Genomic DNA, 14806 nt, shown 5'->3' on the forward strand with positions numbered 1-14806 from the left:
CGCTTCCGTCGCCGTCACGGACGGACATGGTGCTCGCAGCCCGGGAATAGCCACGCGTCCCCGGCGTTTCCCCTCACATGATTGAAACTTCAACGGTCGCCGCGGAGCGTACCCGCGTGCGGGTACCCCTGCGCTTCGCGGACGGCTTCACCACGACGGCCGACGTGGTGACCTTCGACGGCCTCGTGGACGGACGCGAGCACCTGCTGCTCGGCCTCGGCGACTGGCAGGCGGCTCTCGCCCGCTCCGCCGAAGGCGGGGACGCCCCTCTCGTCCGCCCGCACAGCGAGTGCCTCACGGGAGACGTGTTCGGCTCGGAGCGCTGCGACTGCGGACCGCAGCTGCGGGAGGCCGTGGAGCGGATCGCCGCGGAGGGCGGCTTCCTCCTGTACTTGCGGCAGGAAGGCCGCGGCATCGGGCTCTACGCCAAGCTCGACGCCTACGCCCTGCAGGACGCGGGCCTCGACACCTACGAGGCGAACGTGGCCCTCGGCCGCGGCGAGGACGAGCGGGACTACACCGTCGCGGCGCAGATGCTGCGAGCGCTGGGGGTCGAGCGCATCCGCCTGCTCAGCAACAACCCCGACAAGGCCGCACAGCTCGACGGCCTCGGCATCCATGTCACCGAACGGGTGCGCACCGAGGTGCACCTGTCGGAGGCGAACTCGCGCTACCTCCAGGCGAAGCGCGACCACACGGCGCACACGATCGACCTGACCGCGGCGTGACCCCGAGGAGCACGACATGAGCGAGACGCGGCACCCGCGGCGGCTCGACGACGACGAGCTCGCGACGTGGCTGCCGATCATCCGGTTCGTCCAGCTGCTGCCCCAGGTCCTCGACCGGGCACTGAAGGACGAGGTGGGCCTGAACCACGCCCGCTACGCGATCCTCGTGACCCTCGCCGGGCAGGGCGAGGACGCCGTCACCATGACCGAGCTCGCGCGCATCGCCGGACTCAGCCGATCGCGGCTGAGCCACGCCCTGGACTCCCTGGAGGAGCGCGGGTGGGTGGAGCGGACGTCGTGCTCCACGGACAAGCGCACGCTCTCCGCGACGCTGACCCCGGCGGGCCGGGAGATGCTCCGGGTGGCCGCGCCCGTCCACGTCGCCCAGATCCGCGAGCTCATCCTCGACCCGCTGTCCGCGGAGGATCGGCAGCGGCTGCAGGACATCCTGGGCGCGCTGCTTCCCGGCGTCACGGCGGCGCTGTGAGCTGCGTTCTGCTCTGAGCAGAACGTCTCGATCGCCGCACAGACGGCGGCTTATCGTGAGGCATGGCCGACATCGTCCCGTTCCCCCGCGCCCCGCATCCCGTCCGTCCGCCGTCGAGCGGCCCCGAGCCGCTGTGGCGCGACCTGCTCGGGGATCAGCTCCGGCGGCGTCGTCATGACCGCGGGGAGACCCTCAGCGAGACCGCGGAGAAGGCCGGGGTCTCGCCCCAGTACCTCTCCGAGGTCGAGCGCGGTCGGAAAGAGCCGTCCAGCGAGATGATCGCCGCGATCGCCGGGGCCCTGGACGCCACCCTCGTGGAGCTCACGAGCGCGGTCGCCGAGGAGCTTCGTCAGGCCGCGCCCGCTGCGGCGGCGGTGACGGCCTCCCGCGGCGCCTTCGCCCTCGCCGCCTGACCCGTTCCATCTGCACGACCGGAGTCCGGGTGCACGACGGACTCCGGGAATCCGTCGTGCACCCGTCACCTCATCGTGCCTCCGGATCACGGGGACCGAGCACGGTGTCGATGAGGCCGTAGTCGAGGGCGGCGGCGGCGGTGAAGACCCGGTCCCGGTCGGTGTCGGCGCGGAGCTCCGCGAGGGAGCGGCCGGTGTGCCGACCCAGGATCGTCTCCATGTCCGCGCGCACCCGTACGACCTCGTCGGCCGCGAGGATGAGGTCCGGGATGGCTCCGCGCGACTGACCGGCCGGCTGATGCAGCACGATGCGCGCATGGGCGAGGGCCGCCCGCTCCCCCGGCGCTCCCGCCGCGACGAGCAGGGCCGCCGGACCGATGGCCTGCCCGACGCAGGTCGTCGCGATCCGCGGACGGATGTGCTGCATGGTGTCGTAGATCGCCAGCGCGGCACCGGGGTCGCCGCCCTCGCTGTTGATGTAGAACTGGACGCCGGTCTCCGGGCTGTCCGCGTCGAGGTGCAGGAGCTGCGCGATGAGGGCGTTGGCCACCCCCGCGTCGATGCCGGTGCCGAGGTAGATGACGCGTTCGGCGAGCAGATGCGAGTACACGTCCATGACCCTCTCGCCCCGCGGATGCTGGGCGATGACGTTCGGGATCGTGTAGCCGCTCATGCGTCCACCCCCAGTCCCACGCGCGCACGACGACGCGGCATGATCTCCGCCGTCGACTGCACGATCTCGTCGACGAACCCGTAGTCCTGCGCCTCGGCCGCGGTGTACCAGCGGTCGTGGAGGGAGTCCTCGAAGATCCGGGCGAGGGGCTGACCGGTGTCGTCGGCGATGAGGCCGAGGACGGTGTCGCGCATGTGCCGGAGGTCGTCGGCCTGCGCCTCGATCTCGACCGCCGATCCGCCGATCCCCGCCGAGCCCTGGTGCATGAGGATCCTCGCGTGCGGGAGAGCGCGCCGCTTGCCCTTCGTCCCCGCGGAGAGCAGGAACTGCCCGGCGCTGCAGGCGAGGCCGAGGGCGAGGGTGGAGACGTCGTTCGGGATGAGGTGCATGAGGTCGCGGATCGCCAGCATCGATGGCACGGACCCGCCCGGCGAGTGGATCCAGAGGGCGATGTCGGCCGCCGGATCCTCGGCGGAGAGGCCGAGGAGCTGCGTCATCAGGAGGGTGCCGTTGTCGTCGTCGAGGGCGCCGTCGAGGACGAGCACCCGCTCGTGGAACAGGGCGCGCCGGGCTTCGGGGCCGAATTGCGGGAGGGGCTTTTCTTCGCTCATGTCCCCAGCATCCGGCTCCTCCGACGCTGGGGGGAGCGAATCCGCCCGGAGCAGATCCGCTGTGAGCGGCGGAGTGTGCACCCGCCGGAAAACGCGACGTAACACCGCCGACGCACGACCCGCCTAGCCTCGGGGCATGGCGAAACAGAAAGCACCGGCATGGCAGTCCGAGGACGGCCTGAACTTCCGCACCCGCAAATGGGTGCGTCCGGAAGACCTCAACGCGAACGGCACGCTGTTCGGCGGAAGCCTGCTGAAGTGGATCGACGAGGAGGCCGCGATCTACGCGATCGTGCAGCTCGGCAACTACCGCGTCGTCACCCGGCACATCTCCGCCATCACGTTCGAGGCGTCGGCTGTGCAGGGCGACCTCATCGAGATCGGGCTGCAGGCCACCCGATTCGGCACCACCTCGCTCACCATGCGGGCCGTCGCGCGCAACATGATCACCCGCAAGCGCATCCTCACCATCGACGAGATCGTGTTCGTCAGCATCGGCGAGGACGGCCTGCCCACCCCGCACGGCTACGACGAGATCACCTACGATCGCGACCGCATGCCCACCGAGCGCATCGCCACCGGCACGATCCCCCTCCCGAAGCGCTGACCCTCATTCGCCGACCCACCCCCTTGCGGTCGACCCACCCCCGAAAGTGCGTCACTTACGGGGGTGGGTCGCGCGGAAAGGGGTGGGTCGACGGTCAGGCGAGGGCGAGGACCGCGCGCCGGTGGGTGACGCGGTGGCCGATCCAGAAGCCGCTCGCGATCAGGCCGACGAGACCGATCCCGAGGATCCACGGGAGCAGGGAAGGCGCGGCGCCCGCGGTGGCCGTCGCGAGCGTGCCGGAGCCGTCGGCGATGCGCCCGTTGCCGGCCGCGAGGTCCGCGGCGCCCGCGTCGAGCTTCGCGCTTCCGGCCGCGAGGGTGCCGGAGCCCTCGGCGACTGCGTCGGCGCCGGTGCGGAGTTCGGTCATCCCGGACCGGAGGTCGCCGGCACCCGACTGCAGCGCGCTGACGCCCGTGGCCAGAGACCCGGCGCCCTCGTCGAGCCGCGCCGCGCCGGCGCTCAGCTCCGCGGTTCCGGTGTACAGCGACGATGCTCCGGTCGAGAGGGTCTGCAGCCCGGACGAGAGATCTGCCGCGCCTGCCGCGAGACGGGAGGTGCCGTCCTGCAGCGTCTGCGCTCCGGCCACGAGGGCGGGAGCGCCCTTCGGGGAGACCAGCACCACGGTCCCCGGCCACCCCTTCGAGGGGTCGCCGTTGATGAGCGCACCGACGCCGGCCGTGACACGAGCGGAGCCGTCGGCGGCGCCGATAAGTCCCTGTGCGAGGCCCGGAGCAGCCGCGGCGGGAGCGGCCAGCGCGCCGACCTGCTTCTCGACGCCGGCGGCGAGCGCCGCGAGCTGCTGGAGCTGCACATCGGCGGGGTTCGCAGCGAGGAGACCCTGCAGACCGGCGGCGAGAGTCCGCGCGTTGCCGGGAGCGCTCGTGGCGACGCCCGTCAGCAGCGTCTGCGTGTCCGGGTGAGCGAGTTTCTGCACGTCGGCACTCACTCCGGCGCGCAGGGTGGTGCTGAGGGTCGTCGCGCCCTCGAGCACGCCGTTCGCGTACCGGTGCGCGCCGTCGACACCGGCGGCGAGAGTGGTCACGCCGTCGACGAGCTGCCGGGCTCCGGCGTCCGCCGCCGCCATCTTCGACGCGAGCTCCTGCGATCCGGCGAGCGCCGTCTGCGCTCCGCCGCTCACCCGTCCCGCACCGTCGAGAGCGGTGGCGGCTCCTGCGGCGAGGGTACCCGCGCCCTCGGCGAGCGTCGTGGCACCTGCGGCGGCGGTCGTCGCGCCGTCACTGAGCTTCACCGATCCCTGCTGCGCCGTCGCGGTGCCTGCCGCGAGATCCTGCGTGCCCGCGGCCAGCTCGTCGGCTCCCGCGGCGAGGTCGGCTGCTCCTGCGGCGAGGTCCGAGGATCCCCCCTGCGCGGTGGTCGTGCCGTCCGCGAGTTCCGAGGCGCCCGCGGACACCTTGCTCATCGTGGCGAAGAACAGCAGCACCATCGCCGCCAGCAGAAGGCTGAGGACGATCACGGCGATGCGCATGCCGAGGCCGTGCGCGTGGGTCTTTTCACTCGTCATTGAGGACTCCCGAGGTCAGTGGCGTCGTTGCCACCCGCGACTGTAGGCCCGCCCTCTCCCCGACCCCTCGGTTTTGCCGTCAGATACCAAGTCCCACCTCTGCCGGGACTCAGTTTCTTGTCGTCCTCGCACAATCGCCGACCCAGCCCCTTATGTACGAGCCACCCCCATATGTGACGCACTTTCCGGGGTGGGAGGCACGGAAAGGGGTGGGTCGGCGAGAGCGGCGAAGGCGTGCGCGAGGTCGGCGAGGAGATCGTCGAGGTTCTCAAGGCCGATGGACAGACGCAGGACGTCGGCGGCGGGACGCGCCTCCGCGGGGACCGGGCGGTGCGTGAGCGCGGCGGGGTGCTGGATGAGGGAGTCCACACCCCCGAGCGACACGGCGTGCGTGAAGAGGCGGGTCCCCCCGGCCACCGCCGCCGCCGCTGCATAGCCGCCGCGCAGCCGCAACGCGATCATCGCCCCCGGCCCGCGGAGCTGCCGTTCCAGGATGCCGCGCGGATCCCCGTCGAGCCCGGGATAGAAGACCTCGGCGACCTCGGGCCGATCGACCAGCCACTGCACGATGCGACGAGCGCTCTCCTGCTGGTGCCGCACGCGGACCGGCAGGGTCGTGAGACCGCGGTGCAGCAGGTACGCGCCGAGCGGGTGCAGGAGCCCCCCGGTCACCGCACGCACGCGACGCAGCGCCTCCGCGGTCGTCTCGTCACAGGCGACGACGCCGGCGATGACATCACCGTGGCCGCCGAGGTATTTGGTGGCGCTGTGCAGCGACATCGCCGCGCCGTGATCGATCGGGTTCTGCAGCACGGGGGTCGCGAACGTGTTGTCGACCACGACCGGCACGCTCCCCGCCTGCCGCACGACCTCGGCGATGTCCGCGACCTCGAGGGTCGGGTTCGCCGGCGTCTCCACGACGACGAGTCCGGTGTCGGCGCGCAGCGCGGCGGAGACCTCGTCGGGACGGCAGTACGTCGTCTCCACGCCGAGCAGACCGGACCCGAGCAGGTGGTCGGTCCCTCCGTAGAGCGGACGCACCGCGACGACGTGCCGCGCTCCCGTGGCACCCGTGTGCGCGAGGATCACGGCGGTCATGGCCGCCATCCCGGAGCCGAAGGCGACGGCGGCCTCGGCGTGCTCCAGCTCGGCGAGCGCATCCTCGAAGCGCGCGACCGTCGGATTCCAGAGGCGGGCGTAGACCATGCTGCCGTCCTGCGGCGGGCGGCCCCCGGTCGCCATCGCCTCGTACGAGTCACCGCCGCGCTCGACGTCGGGCAGCGGATTCGTCGTGGAGAGGTCGATCGGCAGGGCGTGGACCCCGAGCGCCTCGAGGTCGGCACGGCCGCTGTGGACGGCCACGGTGTCGGGATGCAGCGGTGCGGTCATCCCTCCACGCTGGCCGAATCGCGAGATTCTCGCTGGTCTTCGACAGAACACCTCACTGAATCCGGGATCCTCGCTATTCTGTGCAACATCCGGCCGTACCGAGGAGGACACGTTGGCGAAAGCGCAACTCGACGAGATCGACCTGGAGCTGCTCGCCGCCCTGAGCCGCGATGCGGCCGTCACCAACAAGGCTCTGGCCCACCGCCTCGGACTCGCGGAATCCACCTGCGCCCACCGGATCCGCGGCCTGCGTGAGCGCGGAGTCATCCGCGACACGCGCGTCCGCCTCGACGGCTCCGCGCTCGGCTACCCCCTGCAGGCGATCATCAAGGTTCGCCTCGCGCATCACACCGGGCCCAAGGTCACGGCGCTCTTCGACGCGCTCGTCGCGATCCCCCGCGTGCTCCAGGTGTTCCACGTCGCCGGGGTGGACGACTTCCTCGTGCACGTCGCCGTGCAGGACGCGACCGCTCTCCGCGACATCGTGCTCGAGCACATCACCGTCCACCCCGTCGTCCGCGGCACCGAGACCCAGCTCGTGTTCGAGCTCCGCGACGGCACGGGTTTCCTCCCCCGCTGAACGAGGGGGCAGGATGGAGGGACGCCGTTGCAAAGGAGCACCATGAGCCGTCGTGCCACCCCCGCCACCGAAGCGATCCGCGGGATGAGGGACCTCCTCTTCACGCACGCCACGGACTACGACGCCGCACGCCGCGAGTTCGCCTGGCCCGACCTGACCGCCTTCAACTTCGCGCTCGAGTGGTTCGACGTCATCGCCGGGGAGAACCCCGACCGTCCGGCCGTGCAGATCGTCGAGGCCGACCTCAGCCTCCGGTCCTGGACGTACGGGGAGCTCTCCGCCCGCTCCGACCAGGTCGCCGCCTGGTTGCGCAGCCTCGGCATCCGCCGCGGCGACCACGTGATCGTCATGCTCAACAACACGATCGAGCTGTGGGAGGTGATGCTCGCGATCACGAAGCTGGGCGCGGTGTCGATCCCGACCTCGACGCTGCTGTCGGCCTCCGACCTCGCGTACCGCATCGAGCACGGCCGCGCCGGCGCCGTCGTCACCCTCGGCGCCCTGGCCGACCGCCTCGAGGGGATCGACCCCGACGTCCTGCGCATCGGGGTCGGCGCGTCGCTGCCTGCCGACTGGAAGCGGTTCGCGGATGCCGACGCGACCACGGAGGAGTTCGTTCCGGACGGCCCGACGCCCGCCGGCGACACGGCCCTGCTGTACTTCACGTCCGGCACGACGAACCGCCCGAAGCTCGTGCAGCACACCCACGTCTCCTACCCCGTCGGTCACCTCTCCACCATGTGGTGGCTCGGCGTGCGCCCGGACGACGTGCACCTCAACATCTCCTCCCCCGGGTGGGCCAAGCACGCCTGGTCGAGCTTCTACTCCCCCTTCCTGGCCGAGGCGACGGTGTTCGTCTACAACTACGACCGCTTCGATGCGAACACGCTCATGGAGGTCATGGACACCCACCACGTCTCGACGTTCTGCGCCCCGCCCACGGTCTGGCGCATGCTCATCCAGGCCGACCTCTCGCGGCTCGCGCACCCTCCGCGGGAGCTCGTCGGCGCCGGCGAGCCGCTGAACCCCGAGGTCATCGACCGGGTGCGCGAGGCGTGGGGCGGCACGATCCGCGACGGCTTCGGGCAGACGGAGATGACCGCCTGCATCGGCAACTCCCCCGGGCAGACCGTCAAGGTGGGGTCGATGGGCCGTCCGCTGCCCGGCTACCCGGTCGTGCTGCTCGACCCGTCGACGGGCGAGGTCGTGGAGGACGAGGGCGAGATCGCGCTCGACCTCGCACAGCCGCCGCTCGGCCTCATGGCGGGGTACTACGACGATCCGGAGAAGACCGCGGAGTCGCGGGCCGGGGGCTTCCACCACACCGGGGACATCGCCGTGCGCGACGCCGACGGCTACCTGACCTACATCGGGCGCTCCGACGACGTGTTCAAGGCCTCCGACTACAAGATCTCGCCGTTCGAGCTCGAGTCCGTGCTGCTGGAGCACGACCTCGTGGTCGAAGCGGCCGTCATCCCCAGCCCTGACCCCACGCGCCTCGCGGTGCCGAAGGCCTACGTGTGCCTGACGCCGGACGCGGGCGCGGACGAGGCGGCCGCCGCGCGCGCCGTGTTCGGCTACGCGCACGAACGGCTGTCCTCGCACCTGTGGGTGCGGATCATCGAGTTCGTGCCGGAGCTTCCGAAGACCATCTCCGGGAAGATCCGCCGCGTCGAGCTGCGGGCACGCGAGAGCGCCCGCGTGGCCGCGGGCGACGAGGCGCGGCAGCACCGCGACCGCGACTACCGCTGAACGCTAGGAGACGACGGCGACCGGCGCCGTGGGCGTCGCGGTCGAGCCGGTCATGAGCGTGGCCGTCGTCGTGGTCGCCGGCGCCGGCTTCACGCGTGCGGCCCGGCGTCGCGACTCGAAGCCGCCGGCCGTGAGCATCGCGCGCACGATCCCGCCGATCACGAGCATGCCCACGAGCGACGCGCCGGCCGCGATCAGCGGAAGCCACTGGTTCGCGAAGCTCGCGGTGAAGCTCATCAGCGCGCACACTATCCACAATCCGACCGCGCCGCCCGCGAGCCCCCCGGCTCCGCGGATGATCGCGATCGCGGCCACGATCGCGCAGACCGCGGCCAGCGCCGCACCCACGTATCCGATCGGTACCAGAATGGCGGCCAGGTCTCTGGCCACTCCCAATGTCGTCATGACGACCCCCCGTCCGGCGGAACCCCTCCGCACCTTCGACACTAGAAGTGTCTCTCCGGAAGGCCATCCGTCTCAAGTCCGATCCGGGTCATCCTTCCGGTGGATATCCGCGGATCAGCGCCGGACCGGCCACCGCAGCCGGCGGGGCCGCACGACGCGGACCGGGCGGGTGACGACCGCGTCCACCACCATCGAGCCGTCGGTGGGGCCGACGATCGCGATCGCGGAGGTCTCGGTGGCCTCGGCCGGCGCCACGGGCTGCGTCGCCAGCGCGCGATGCGCCTTGACGTAGGCCGGCACGAGGAGCACGATCGCGCCCACCCAGGCGAGCGGGTTGCTGAGGGCCACGCCGTCGAAACCGATCATCGCCCCGAGGACGACGGCGGCGACGACGCGCATCACGAGCTCGATCACGCCGGTGACCGTCGGGACCAGCGCGTGGCCGAGTCCCTGCAGCGCGCCGCGGAGCACGAAGAGCATGCCGAGCGCCCAGTAGCCGCAGCCGTTGATGATGAGCATGCGGTGCGCCATGTCGACGACATCGTCCGAGCCGTCCCCGACGAACAGCCGGACCATCGGCGCGCCGAACGCGATGAGCAGCCCGCCGAGGACGATCGCCGCCGCGACCGCCATCCAGGTGGCCTCGACCACACCGCGCCGGATACGGTCGGGGCGACGACCACCGTGGTTCTGCGCCGCGTACATCGACACGGCGAGCCCGAGCGAGGAGAGCAGGGCGACCGCCAGGCTGTCCACGCGGGACGCCGTCGTGTAGGCCGCGACCGCGTCGGCGCCGAGAGTGTTGAGGGCGACCTGCACCGTGAGGGTCCCGATCGCGATGATCGAGGCCTGGAAGCCCATGGGGAGACCGAGGCGCAGGTGGTCGGCGATGTCGGTCCGGGAGATGCGCCAGTCCGAGCGACGCAGGTGCAGCATGGGCAGCCGCCGGCGCACGAATTCCAGGCAGAGGATCACCGAGACGGCCTGTGCGACCACGGTGGCGAGCGCGGCACCCGCGACGCCCCACTCCAGCGGACCGACCATGAGCACCACGAGGCCGACGTTGAGCGCGCAGGAGACCGTGAGGAACACCAGCGGGGTCTTCGAGTCGCCGATGGCGCGGATGATGGCGGAGAGGTAGTTGAAGAACATCGTCGCGCCCGCGCCGAGGAAGCTGATCTGCGTGAACACCGTCGCCTCGGCCATGAGCTCGGGCGGCGTCTGCAGCAGCGCGAGGATCGGCCCGGCGATGAGCGGCGCGACCACCGTGAGGACCACGCTCGTGATGCCGCTGAGGAGCACACCCGTGGCGACCGAGCGGCGCACGGCGGCGTCGTCGCGCGCACCGAAGGCCTGGGCGATGGGGATGGCGAAGCCGCTCGTCAGACCCCAGGCGAAGCCGAGGAGCAGGAAGAGCAGGCTGCCCGTCGCGCCGACGGCGGCGAGGGACTGGACGCCGAGGTGGCGTCCGACGACGATCGCGTCGGCGAACTGGTAGAGCTGCTGCACGACGTTGCCGAGCAGGAGCGGGATCGAGAAGGCGAGGATGACGCGCCACGGACGGCCCGTGGTGAGGGTGGTGGCCATGAAAGGAAGGGGCTCGCAGGGAAAGAGGGGATGGATCGGGGGTGCGCCCAGTTTATCGAATCGTTTCGGGCGAACGGAACACCCCGGACCGGATCGCCGCCGCCGGGGCGTCGATTTCGGACGAGCGGGCCACGGTGGTTACTCTGCATCAGTCGAGGACGACCGGAGGAGATGAGCGTGACGAAGCAAGACACGGGGGCCATCCGCCAGGGGCAGAACGGAGCCGGAGGCGAGGAGCACCTGCGGCGCGCGCTCAGCAACCGGCACATCCAGCTGCTCGCGATCGGCGGGGCGATCGGCACCGGCCTGTTCATGGGCAGCGGCAAGACGATCTCCGTCGCCGGCCCCTCCGTGATCTTCGTCTACATGATCATCGGGTTCATGCTGTTCTTCGTCATGCGGGCGATGGGCGAGCTGCTGCTGTCGAACCTCAAGTACAAGTCGTTCAGCGACTTCGCGAGCGACCTGCTCGGCCCGTGGGCGGGCTTCTTCACCGGCTGGACGTACTGGTTCTGCTGGGTGGTCACGGGCGTGGCCGACGTGATCGCGATCGCCGGGTACACCGATGCGCTCATTCCCGGCATCCCGCTGTGGATCCCCGGCCTCCTCGTGGTCGTGATCCTCCTGGCGCTCAACCTGCCCACCGTCGCGGCGTTCGGCGAGATGGAGTTCTGGTTCGCGCTCATCAAGATCGTCGCGATCGTCGCCCTCATCGTGACCGGCCTGGTGATGATCTTCACCGGGTTCTCCCACGACGCCGGCACCGCGAGCTTCTCGAACCTGTGGGAGCACGGCGGCATGTTCCCGCACGGCTTCCTCGGATTCGTCGCCGGCTTCCAGATCGCGGTGTTCGCGTTCGTCGGCATCGAGCTCGTCGGCACGGCCGCCGCGGAGACCAAGGACCCGAAGCGCAACCTCCCGAAGGCCATCAACGCCATCCCGATCCGGGTCCTCCTGTTCTACGTGGGCGCGCTCATCATCCTCATGTCCGTCACGCCGTGGACCGAGTACGTCGCCGGCGAGAGCCCCTTCATCGCGATGTTCGCCCTCGCCGGGCTCGGCATCGCCGCCACCGTCGTCAACCTCGTGGTGCTGACCTCGGCGATGTCCAGCGCGAACTCCGGCATCTACTCCACCTCGCGCATGGTCTTCGGGCTGGCACAGGACGGCGACGCCCCCCGGTTCTTCGGCCGGCTCTCGAAGCGCCGCGTGCCGCAGAACGCGCTGTTCCTGTCCTGCATCCTGCTGCTGTCCGGCGTCGTGCTGCTCTACGCGGGCAAGGACATCGGCACGGCGTTCGAGATGGTCACCACGGTGTCGGCCGTGTGCTTCATGTTCGTGTGGACGATCTTCCTCTGCAGCTACCTCGTGTACCGGCGCCGTCGTCCGGAGAAGGCGGCGACCTCGGCGTTCAAGATGCCGGGCGGCGTGTTCATGGTGTTCGTGGTGCTCGCGTTCTTCCTGTTCATCCTCTGGGCGCTGACCACCCAGCCGGACACGCTGATCGCCCTGCTCGTGACGCCGATCTGGTTCGCGATCCTCATCGTCGCCTGGCTGTTCGTGCGGAAGTCGCCGCACCACCTGGAGCGCCACGCCGCCCACATCGCGTACCTGCGCGACGACACGATCCCGGCCGACTGAGGCGTCAGGCCACCGACTCGAGGGTCGCGGGCTGGGGGGCCGCGACCTTCGGGGCGAAGACGCGGGGGCGGAGCGCGAGGAACAGCAGCACCATGCCGGCGGCGAGCAGCATGTGCCCCACGCCCGCGATGCCGGCGATCATCTTCGTGGACTCCTGGCCGAGCACCGTGAGGCAGCCGTGCCAGACGAGCATCGCCGAGGTCAGCACGAGCCCGGCGGTGTAGGTCCAGAAGAACCAGCCGAACAGGCGGCTCTCGGAGAGCGCGAACGCCTTCTCCAGGAGCATCACCACGAGGAAGACGACGAAGCCCAGTACGAGCAGATGCGTGTGCACGAGTCCGAGCTGCGTCGGCGCCCCTTCGGGGAAACCGTTGATCTTGGTGAACTCGCGGTAGAAGAGTCCGGAGGCGACGCCCACCAGCATGGAGGCGAACGCGGCGGTGAAGAGCCTGCGCATGGGAGTCCTTTCTGTCTGCCTCCAGCCTCGCCGTGGGGCCGTCGCTGCGGATCCATCGAACGGTTGAGGCCGCGGGCGTCAGAGCAGTCCGGACTCCCTGGCGATCGCGACCGCCTTCGCGCGACTGTCGACCCCGAGCTTCTCGAAGACGTGCACGAGGTGGGTCTTCACCGTCGCCTCCGTGACGAACAGCGCCTTCGCGATCTCCCGGTTCGAGGCCCCGGTGTCGAGCAGCCGCAGCACGTCGAGCTCGCGCCCCGTGAGCTGCACCCGCGGGGCGCGGAGGGCGCGGCCGACGCGCGCCGTGAGCTCCGGCGTCAGCGCCTGCCCACCCGATGCGGCCTGTCGCACGGCCCGGACGATGTCCTCCGGGTCGATGTCCTTGAGCAGATACCCCGCCGCCCCGGCCTCGATCGCGCCGAGGATCTGGGCGTCGCGGTCGAACGTCGTGAGGATGAGCACCGCCGGCGCCGGGTCGAGCGCCCGGAGCGCCGCCGTCGTCTGCACACCGTCCATGCCCACCCCCAGCCGCAGATCGCAGAGGACGACGTCGGGACGCAGGTGCCGGGCGAGCACGACCGCCTCCTCCCCCGACGCGGCCTCGCCCACGACCTCGGCGTCGTCGCGGCGGTCGAACAGCGAGCGCACGCCCGCGCGCACGATGGGGTGGTCGTCGACAAGCAGGATCCGCACGGGGGTCACGACCGGCCTCCCAGGGGCAGGTGGGCGGACAGCGCGGTGCCGTCGCCGGGGGCGCTCTCCACGTCGAGACCGCCGCCGAGCTCGCGCAGTCGGGCGCGCATCGCCCGCAGGCCGTAGCCGCCGCCGGGCCCCGCCGCGTCCAGCCGCGACGGGTCGAACCCGCGACCGTCGTCGACCACGTCCAGCCGCACGGCGTCGCCGGCGTCCGCGAGGGTCACCACCACCCGGGTCGCGGCGGCATGGCTGCGCACGTTGGCGAGCGCGGACTGCGCCGTCCGCAGCAGGGCGACCTCCGCGTCGAGGCCGAGTGCGGGCAGATCCTCGTCGGCATGGAGGGTGGCCGCGATCCCGGTCTCGGCGGTCAGGCGCTCGAGCATCCGGGCGAGGGCGTCGCTCAGCGCGGAGCCGTCCAGCTCGGCGGGCATGAGGTCGTCGACGATGCGTCGGGCGTCGGCGAGCCCTTCCGCGGCGAGGGCCCCGATCTGCCCGAGTGCCCGCTCCCGGCCGTCCTCGTGCTCGGCGGCCGACCGCGCCAGCAGGACGATGGACGACAGGCTCTGGGCGACCGTGTCGTGGATGTCGCGCGACACCCTCGTGCGCTCGGCAGCGGCGCCGGACTCCCGCTGGGTCCGTGCGAGCTCGTCCTGGAGCGCCGCCATCTCCTGCTGCGTCGCGACGAGGGACGCGATGAGTCGCCGCCGCTCCCGCCCGTCGCGGACGAGCTCCAGATAGCCGCGGGAGATCCCGAGGGCGAAGATGCCGCCCACCAGCGGCCCGATCACGTTCGCGTAGGTGGTCGTCCCGGTGTGCAGCAGCGGCGCGACGATGACGACGGCGAGGATGAGGATGCTGAGCAGCACGGCCCATCGCAGTCGCAGCAGGAAGCCGGCGAGCAGCCACAGCGAGAACGCCAGCCAGACGAACTCCGGCGACAGCGCCACCGCCCCCAGCCAGATGGCCGTGAGCCCCAGCAGCCAGCCCGCGGCGAGCGCCCGGTCGTCCGTGCGGGAGGAGAGCAGGAGTCCGCCGCCGTACCAGCCGAGGAAGGCGAGGGCGGTCGCGAGCAGCCACGGCACCGGGACCCCGTCGGCGAGGGAGCGGACGACGCCGACGACGGTGAGCACGACGGTGATGACGGCCTGGTCGACACGGAGCGACGTGACCAGGCGCCCCCAGGAGCGCGTGCGTGCTCCCGTCCGCCCTGCCGCGTGGTCGGTCTCGGCGGTGTCTCCGGTCGGCATGCTGACATTCT

General features: G+C 71.2%; 16 protein-coding genes. 7 read left to right on the forward strand and 9 right to left on the reverse strand.

Annotated elements, in window-relative coordinates:
* Positions 1 to 77 precede the first annotated feature (77 nt).
* From C6C15_RS16330 to C6C15_RS16340, 3 genes are all read left to right on the forward strand, one after another.
* Positions 78 to 728: a GTP cyclohydrolase II gene (locus C6C15_RS16330; RefSeq protein ID WP_105950644.1), complete on the forward strand. Its 651-nt coding sequence runs from the start codon at positions 78 to 80 to the stop codon at positions 726 to 728.
* A 16-nt stretch (positions 729 to 744) separates the two neighbouring features.
* Positions 745 to 1215 carry a MarR family winged helix-turn-helix transcriptional regulator gene (locus C6C15_RS16335; RefSeq protein WP_105950645.1) on the forward strand — a complete coding sequence of 157 codons (471 nt, stop codon included), beginning with the start codon at positions 745 to 747 and terminating at the stop codon, positions 1213 to 1215.
* Between the two features lie 62 nt (positions 1216 to 1277).
* A complete protein-coding gene (locus C6C15_RS16340) occupies positions 1278 to 1628 on the forward strand; it encodes a helix-turn-helix domain-containing protein (protein ID WP_105950646.1) in 351 nt (116 codons plus the stop codon).
* A gap of 70 nt (positions 1629 to 1698) precedes the next feature.
* Here the strand turns inward: C6C15_RS16340 and C6C15_RS16345 are convergent, their stop codons facing one another.
* Together C6C15_RS16345 and C6C15_RS16350 are read right to left on the reverse strand one after the other, a co-directional pair.
* Complete coding sequence (locus C6C15_RS16345) at positions 1699 to 2301, reverse strand: ClpP family protease (RefSeq protein ID WP_060922568.1); 603 nt, start codon at positions 2299 to 2301, stop codon at positions 1699 to 1701.
* On the reverse strand, positions 2298 to 2912 hold the full coding sequence (locus C6C15_RS16350; protein ID WP_105950647.1) for a ClpP family protease: 615 nt from the start codon (positions 2910 to 2912) through the stop codon (positions 2298 to 2300). Before C6C15_RS16350 ends, C6C15_RS16345 begins: the two co-directional genes overlap by 4 nt.
* A gap of 136 nt (positions 2913 to 3048) precedes the next feature.
* Between C6C15_RS16350 and C6C15_RS16355 the strand changes: the two genes are divergently transcribed.
* The gene (locus C6C15_RS16355; protein ID WP_081811533.1) at positions 3049 to 3519 is read left to right on the forward strand and encodes an acyl-CoA thioesterase; all 471 of its coding nucleotides are present in this window, start codon (positions 3049 to 3051) and stop codon (positions 3517 to 3519) included.
* Between the two features lie 94 nt (positions 3520 to 3613).
* Here the strand turns inward: C6C15_RS16355 and C6C15_RS16360 are convergent, their stop codons facing one another.
* A complete protein-coding gene (locus C6C15_RS16360; protein ID WP_105950648.1) occupies positions 3614 to 5041 on the reverse strand; it encodes a hypothetical protein in 1428 nt (475 codons plus the stop codon).
* Between the two features lie 150 nt (positions 5042 to 5191).
* Entirely contained in the window at positions 5192 to 6430 is a 1239-nt protein-coding gene (locus C6C15_RS16365; RefSeq protein WP_060923526.1) for a trans-sulfuration enzyme family protein, read from the reverse strand.
* 112 nt (positions 6431 to 6542) lie between these two features.
* On the opposite strand from C6C15_RS16365, the gene C6C15_RS16370 reads away from it, so the two are divergent.
* Together C6C15_RS16370 and C6C15_RS16375 are read left to right on the forward strand one after the other, a co-directional pair.
* A complete protein-coding gene (locus tag C6C15_RS16370) occupies positions 6543 to 7010 on the forward strand; it encodes an Lrp/AsnC family transcriptional regulator (protein ID WP_025102769.1) in 468 nt (155 codons plus the stop codon).
* A 42-nt stretch (positions 7011 to 7052) separates the two neighbouring features.
* Positions 7053 to 8762: an AMP-binding protein gene (locus tag C6C15_RS16375; protein WP_105950649.1), complete on the forward strand. Its 1710-nt coding sequence runs from the start codon at positions 7053 to 7055 to the stop codon at positions 8760 to 8762.
* 3 nt (positions 8763 to 8765) lie between these two features.
* Here C6C15_RS16375 and C6C15_RS16380 read toward each other — a convergent pair whose 3' ends face one another.
* Together C6C15_RS16380 and C6C15_RS16385 are read right to left on the reverse strand one after the other, a co-directional pair.
* Complete coding sequence (locus C6C15_RS16380; protein ID WP_158698578.1) at positions 8766 to 9167, reverse strand: hypothetical protein; 402 nt, start codon at positions 9165 to 9167, stop codon at positions 8766 to 8768.
* A 114-nt stretch (positions 9168 to 9281) separates the two neighbouring features.
* A complete protein-coding gene (locus tag C6C15_RS16385; RefSeq protein WP_105950651.1) occupies positions 9282 to 10754 on the reverse strand; it encodes an MATE family efflux transporter in 1473 nt (490 codons plus the stop codon).
* A gap of 171 nt (positions 10755 to 10925) precedes the next feature.
* Here C6C15_RS16385 and cycA point away from each other — a divergent pair, with 171 nt between their 5' ends.
* A complete protein-coding gene (cycA, locus tag C6C15_RS16390) occupies positions 10926 to 12395 on the forward strand; it encodes a D-serine/D-alanine/glycine transporter (protein ID WP_435873134.1) in 1470 nt (489 codons plus the stop codon).
* A gap of 4 nt (positions 12396 to 12399) precedes the next feature.
* Here the strand turns inward: cycA and C6C15_RS16395 are convergent, their stop codons facing one another.
* The 3 genes from C6C15_RS16395 to C6C15_RS16405 all read right to left on the reverse strand — a co-directional run bounded on the left by C6C15_RS16395 (position 12400) and on the right by C6C15_RS16405 (position 14795).
* Positions 12400 to 12852: a DUF2871 domain-containing protein gene (locus C6C15_RS16395; RefSeq protein ID WP_105950652.1), complete on the reverse strand. Its 453-nt coding sequence runs from the start codon at positions 12850 to 12852 to the stop codon at positions 12400 to 12402.
* A gap of 78 nt (positions 12853 to 12930) precedes the next feature.
* On the reverse strand, positions 12931 to 13554 hold the full coding sequence (locus C6C15_RS16400; RefSeq protein ID WP_105950653.1) for a response regulator: 624 nt from the start codon (positions 13552 to 13554) through the stop codon (positions 12931 to 12933).
* Complete coding sequence (locus C6C15_RS16405; RefSeq protein ID WP_105950864.1) at positions 13551 to 14795, reverse strand: sensor histidine kinase; 1245 nt, start codon at positions 14793 to 14795, stop codon at positions 13551 to 13553. Before C6C15_RS16405 ends, C6C15_RS16400 begins: the two co-directional genes overlap by 4 nt.
* Positions 14796 to 14806 lie beyond the last annotated feature (11 nt).

This window comes from Microbacterium sp. str. 'China' (assembly GCF_002993305.1).
GTDB classification, from domain to species: domain Bacteria; phylum Actinomycetota; class Actinomycetes; order Actinomycetales; family Microbacteriaceae; genus Microbacterium; species Microbacterium paraoxydans.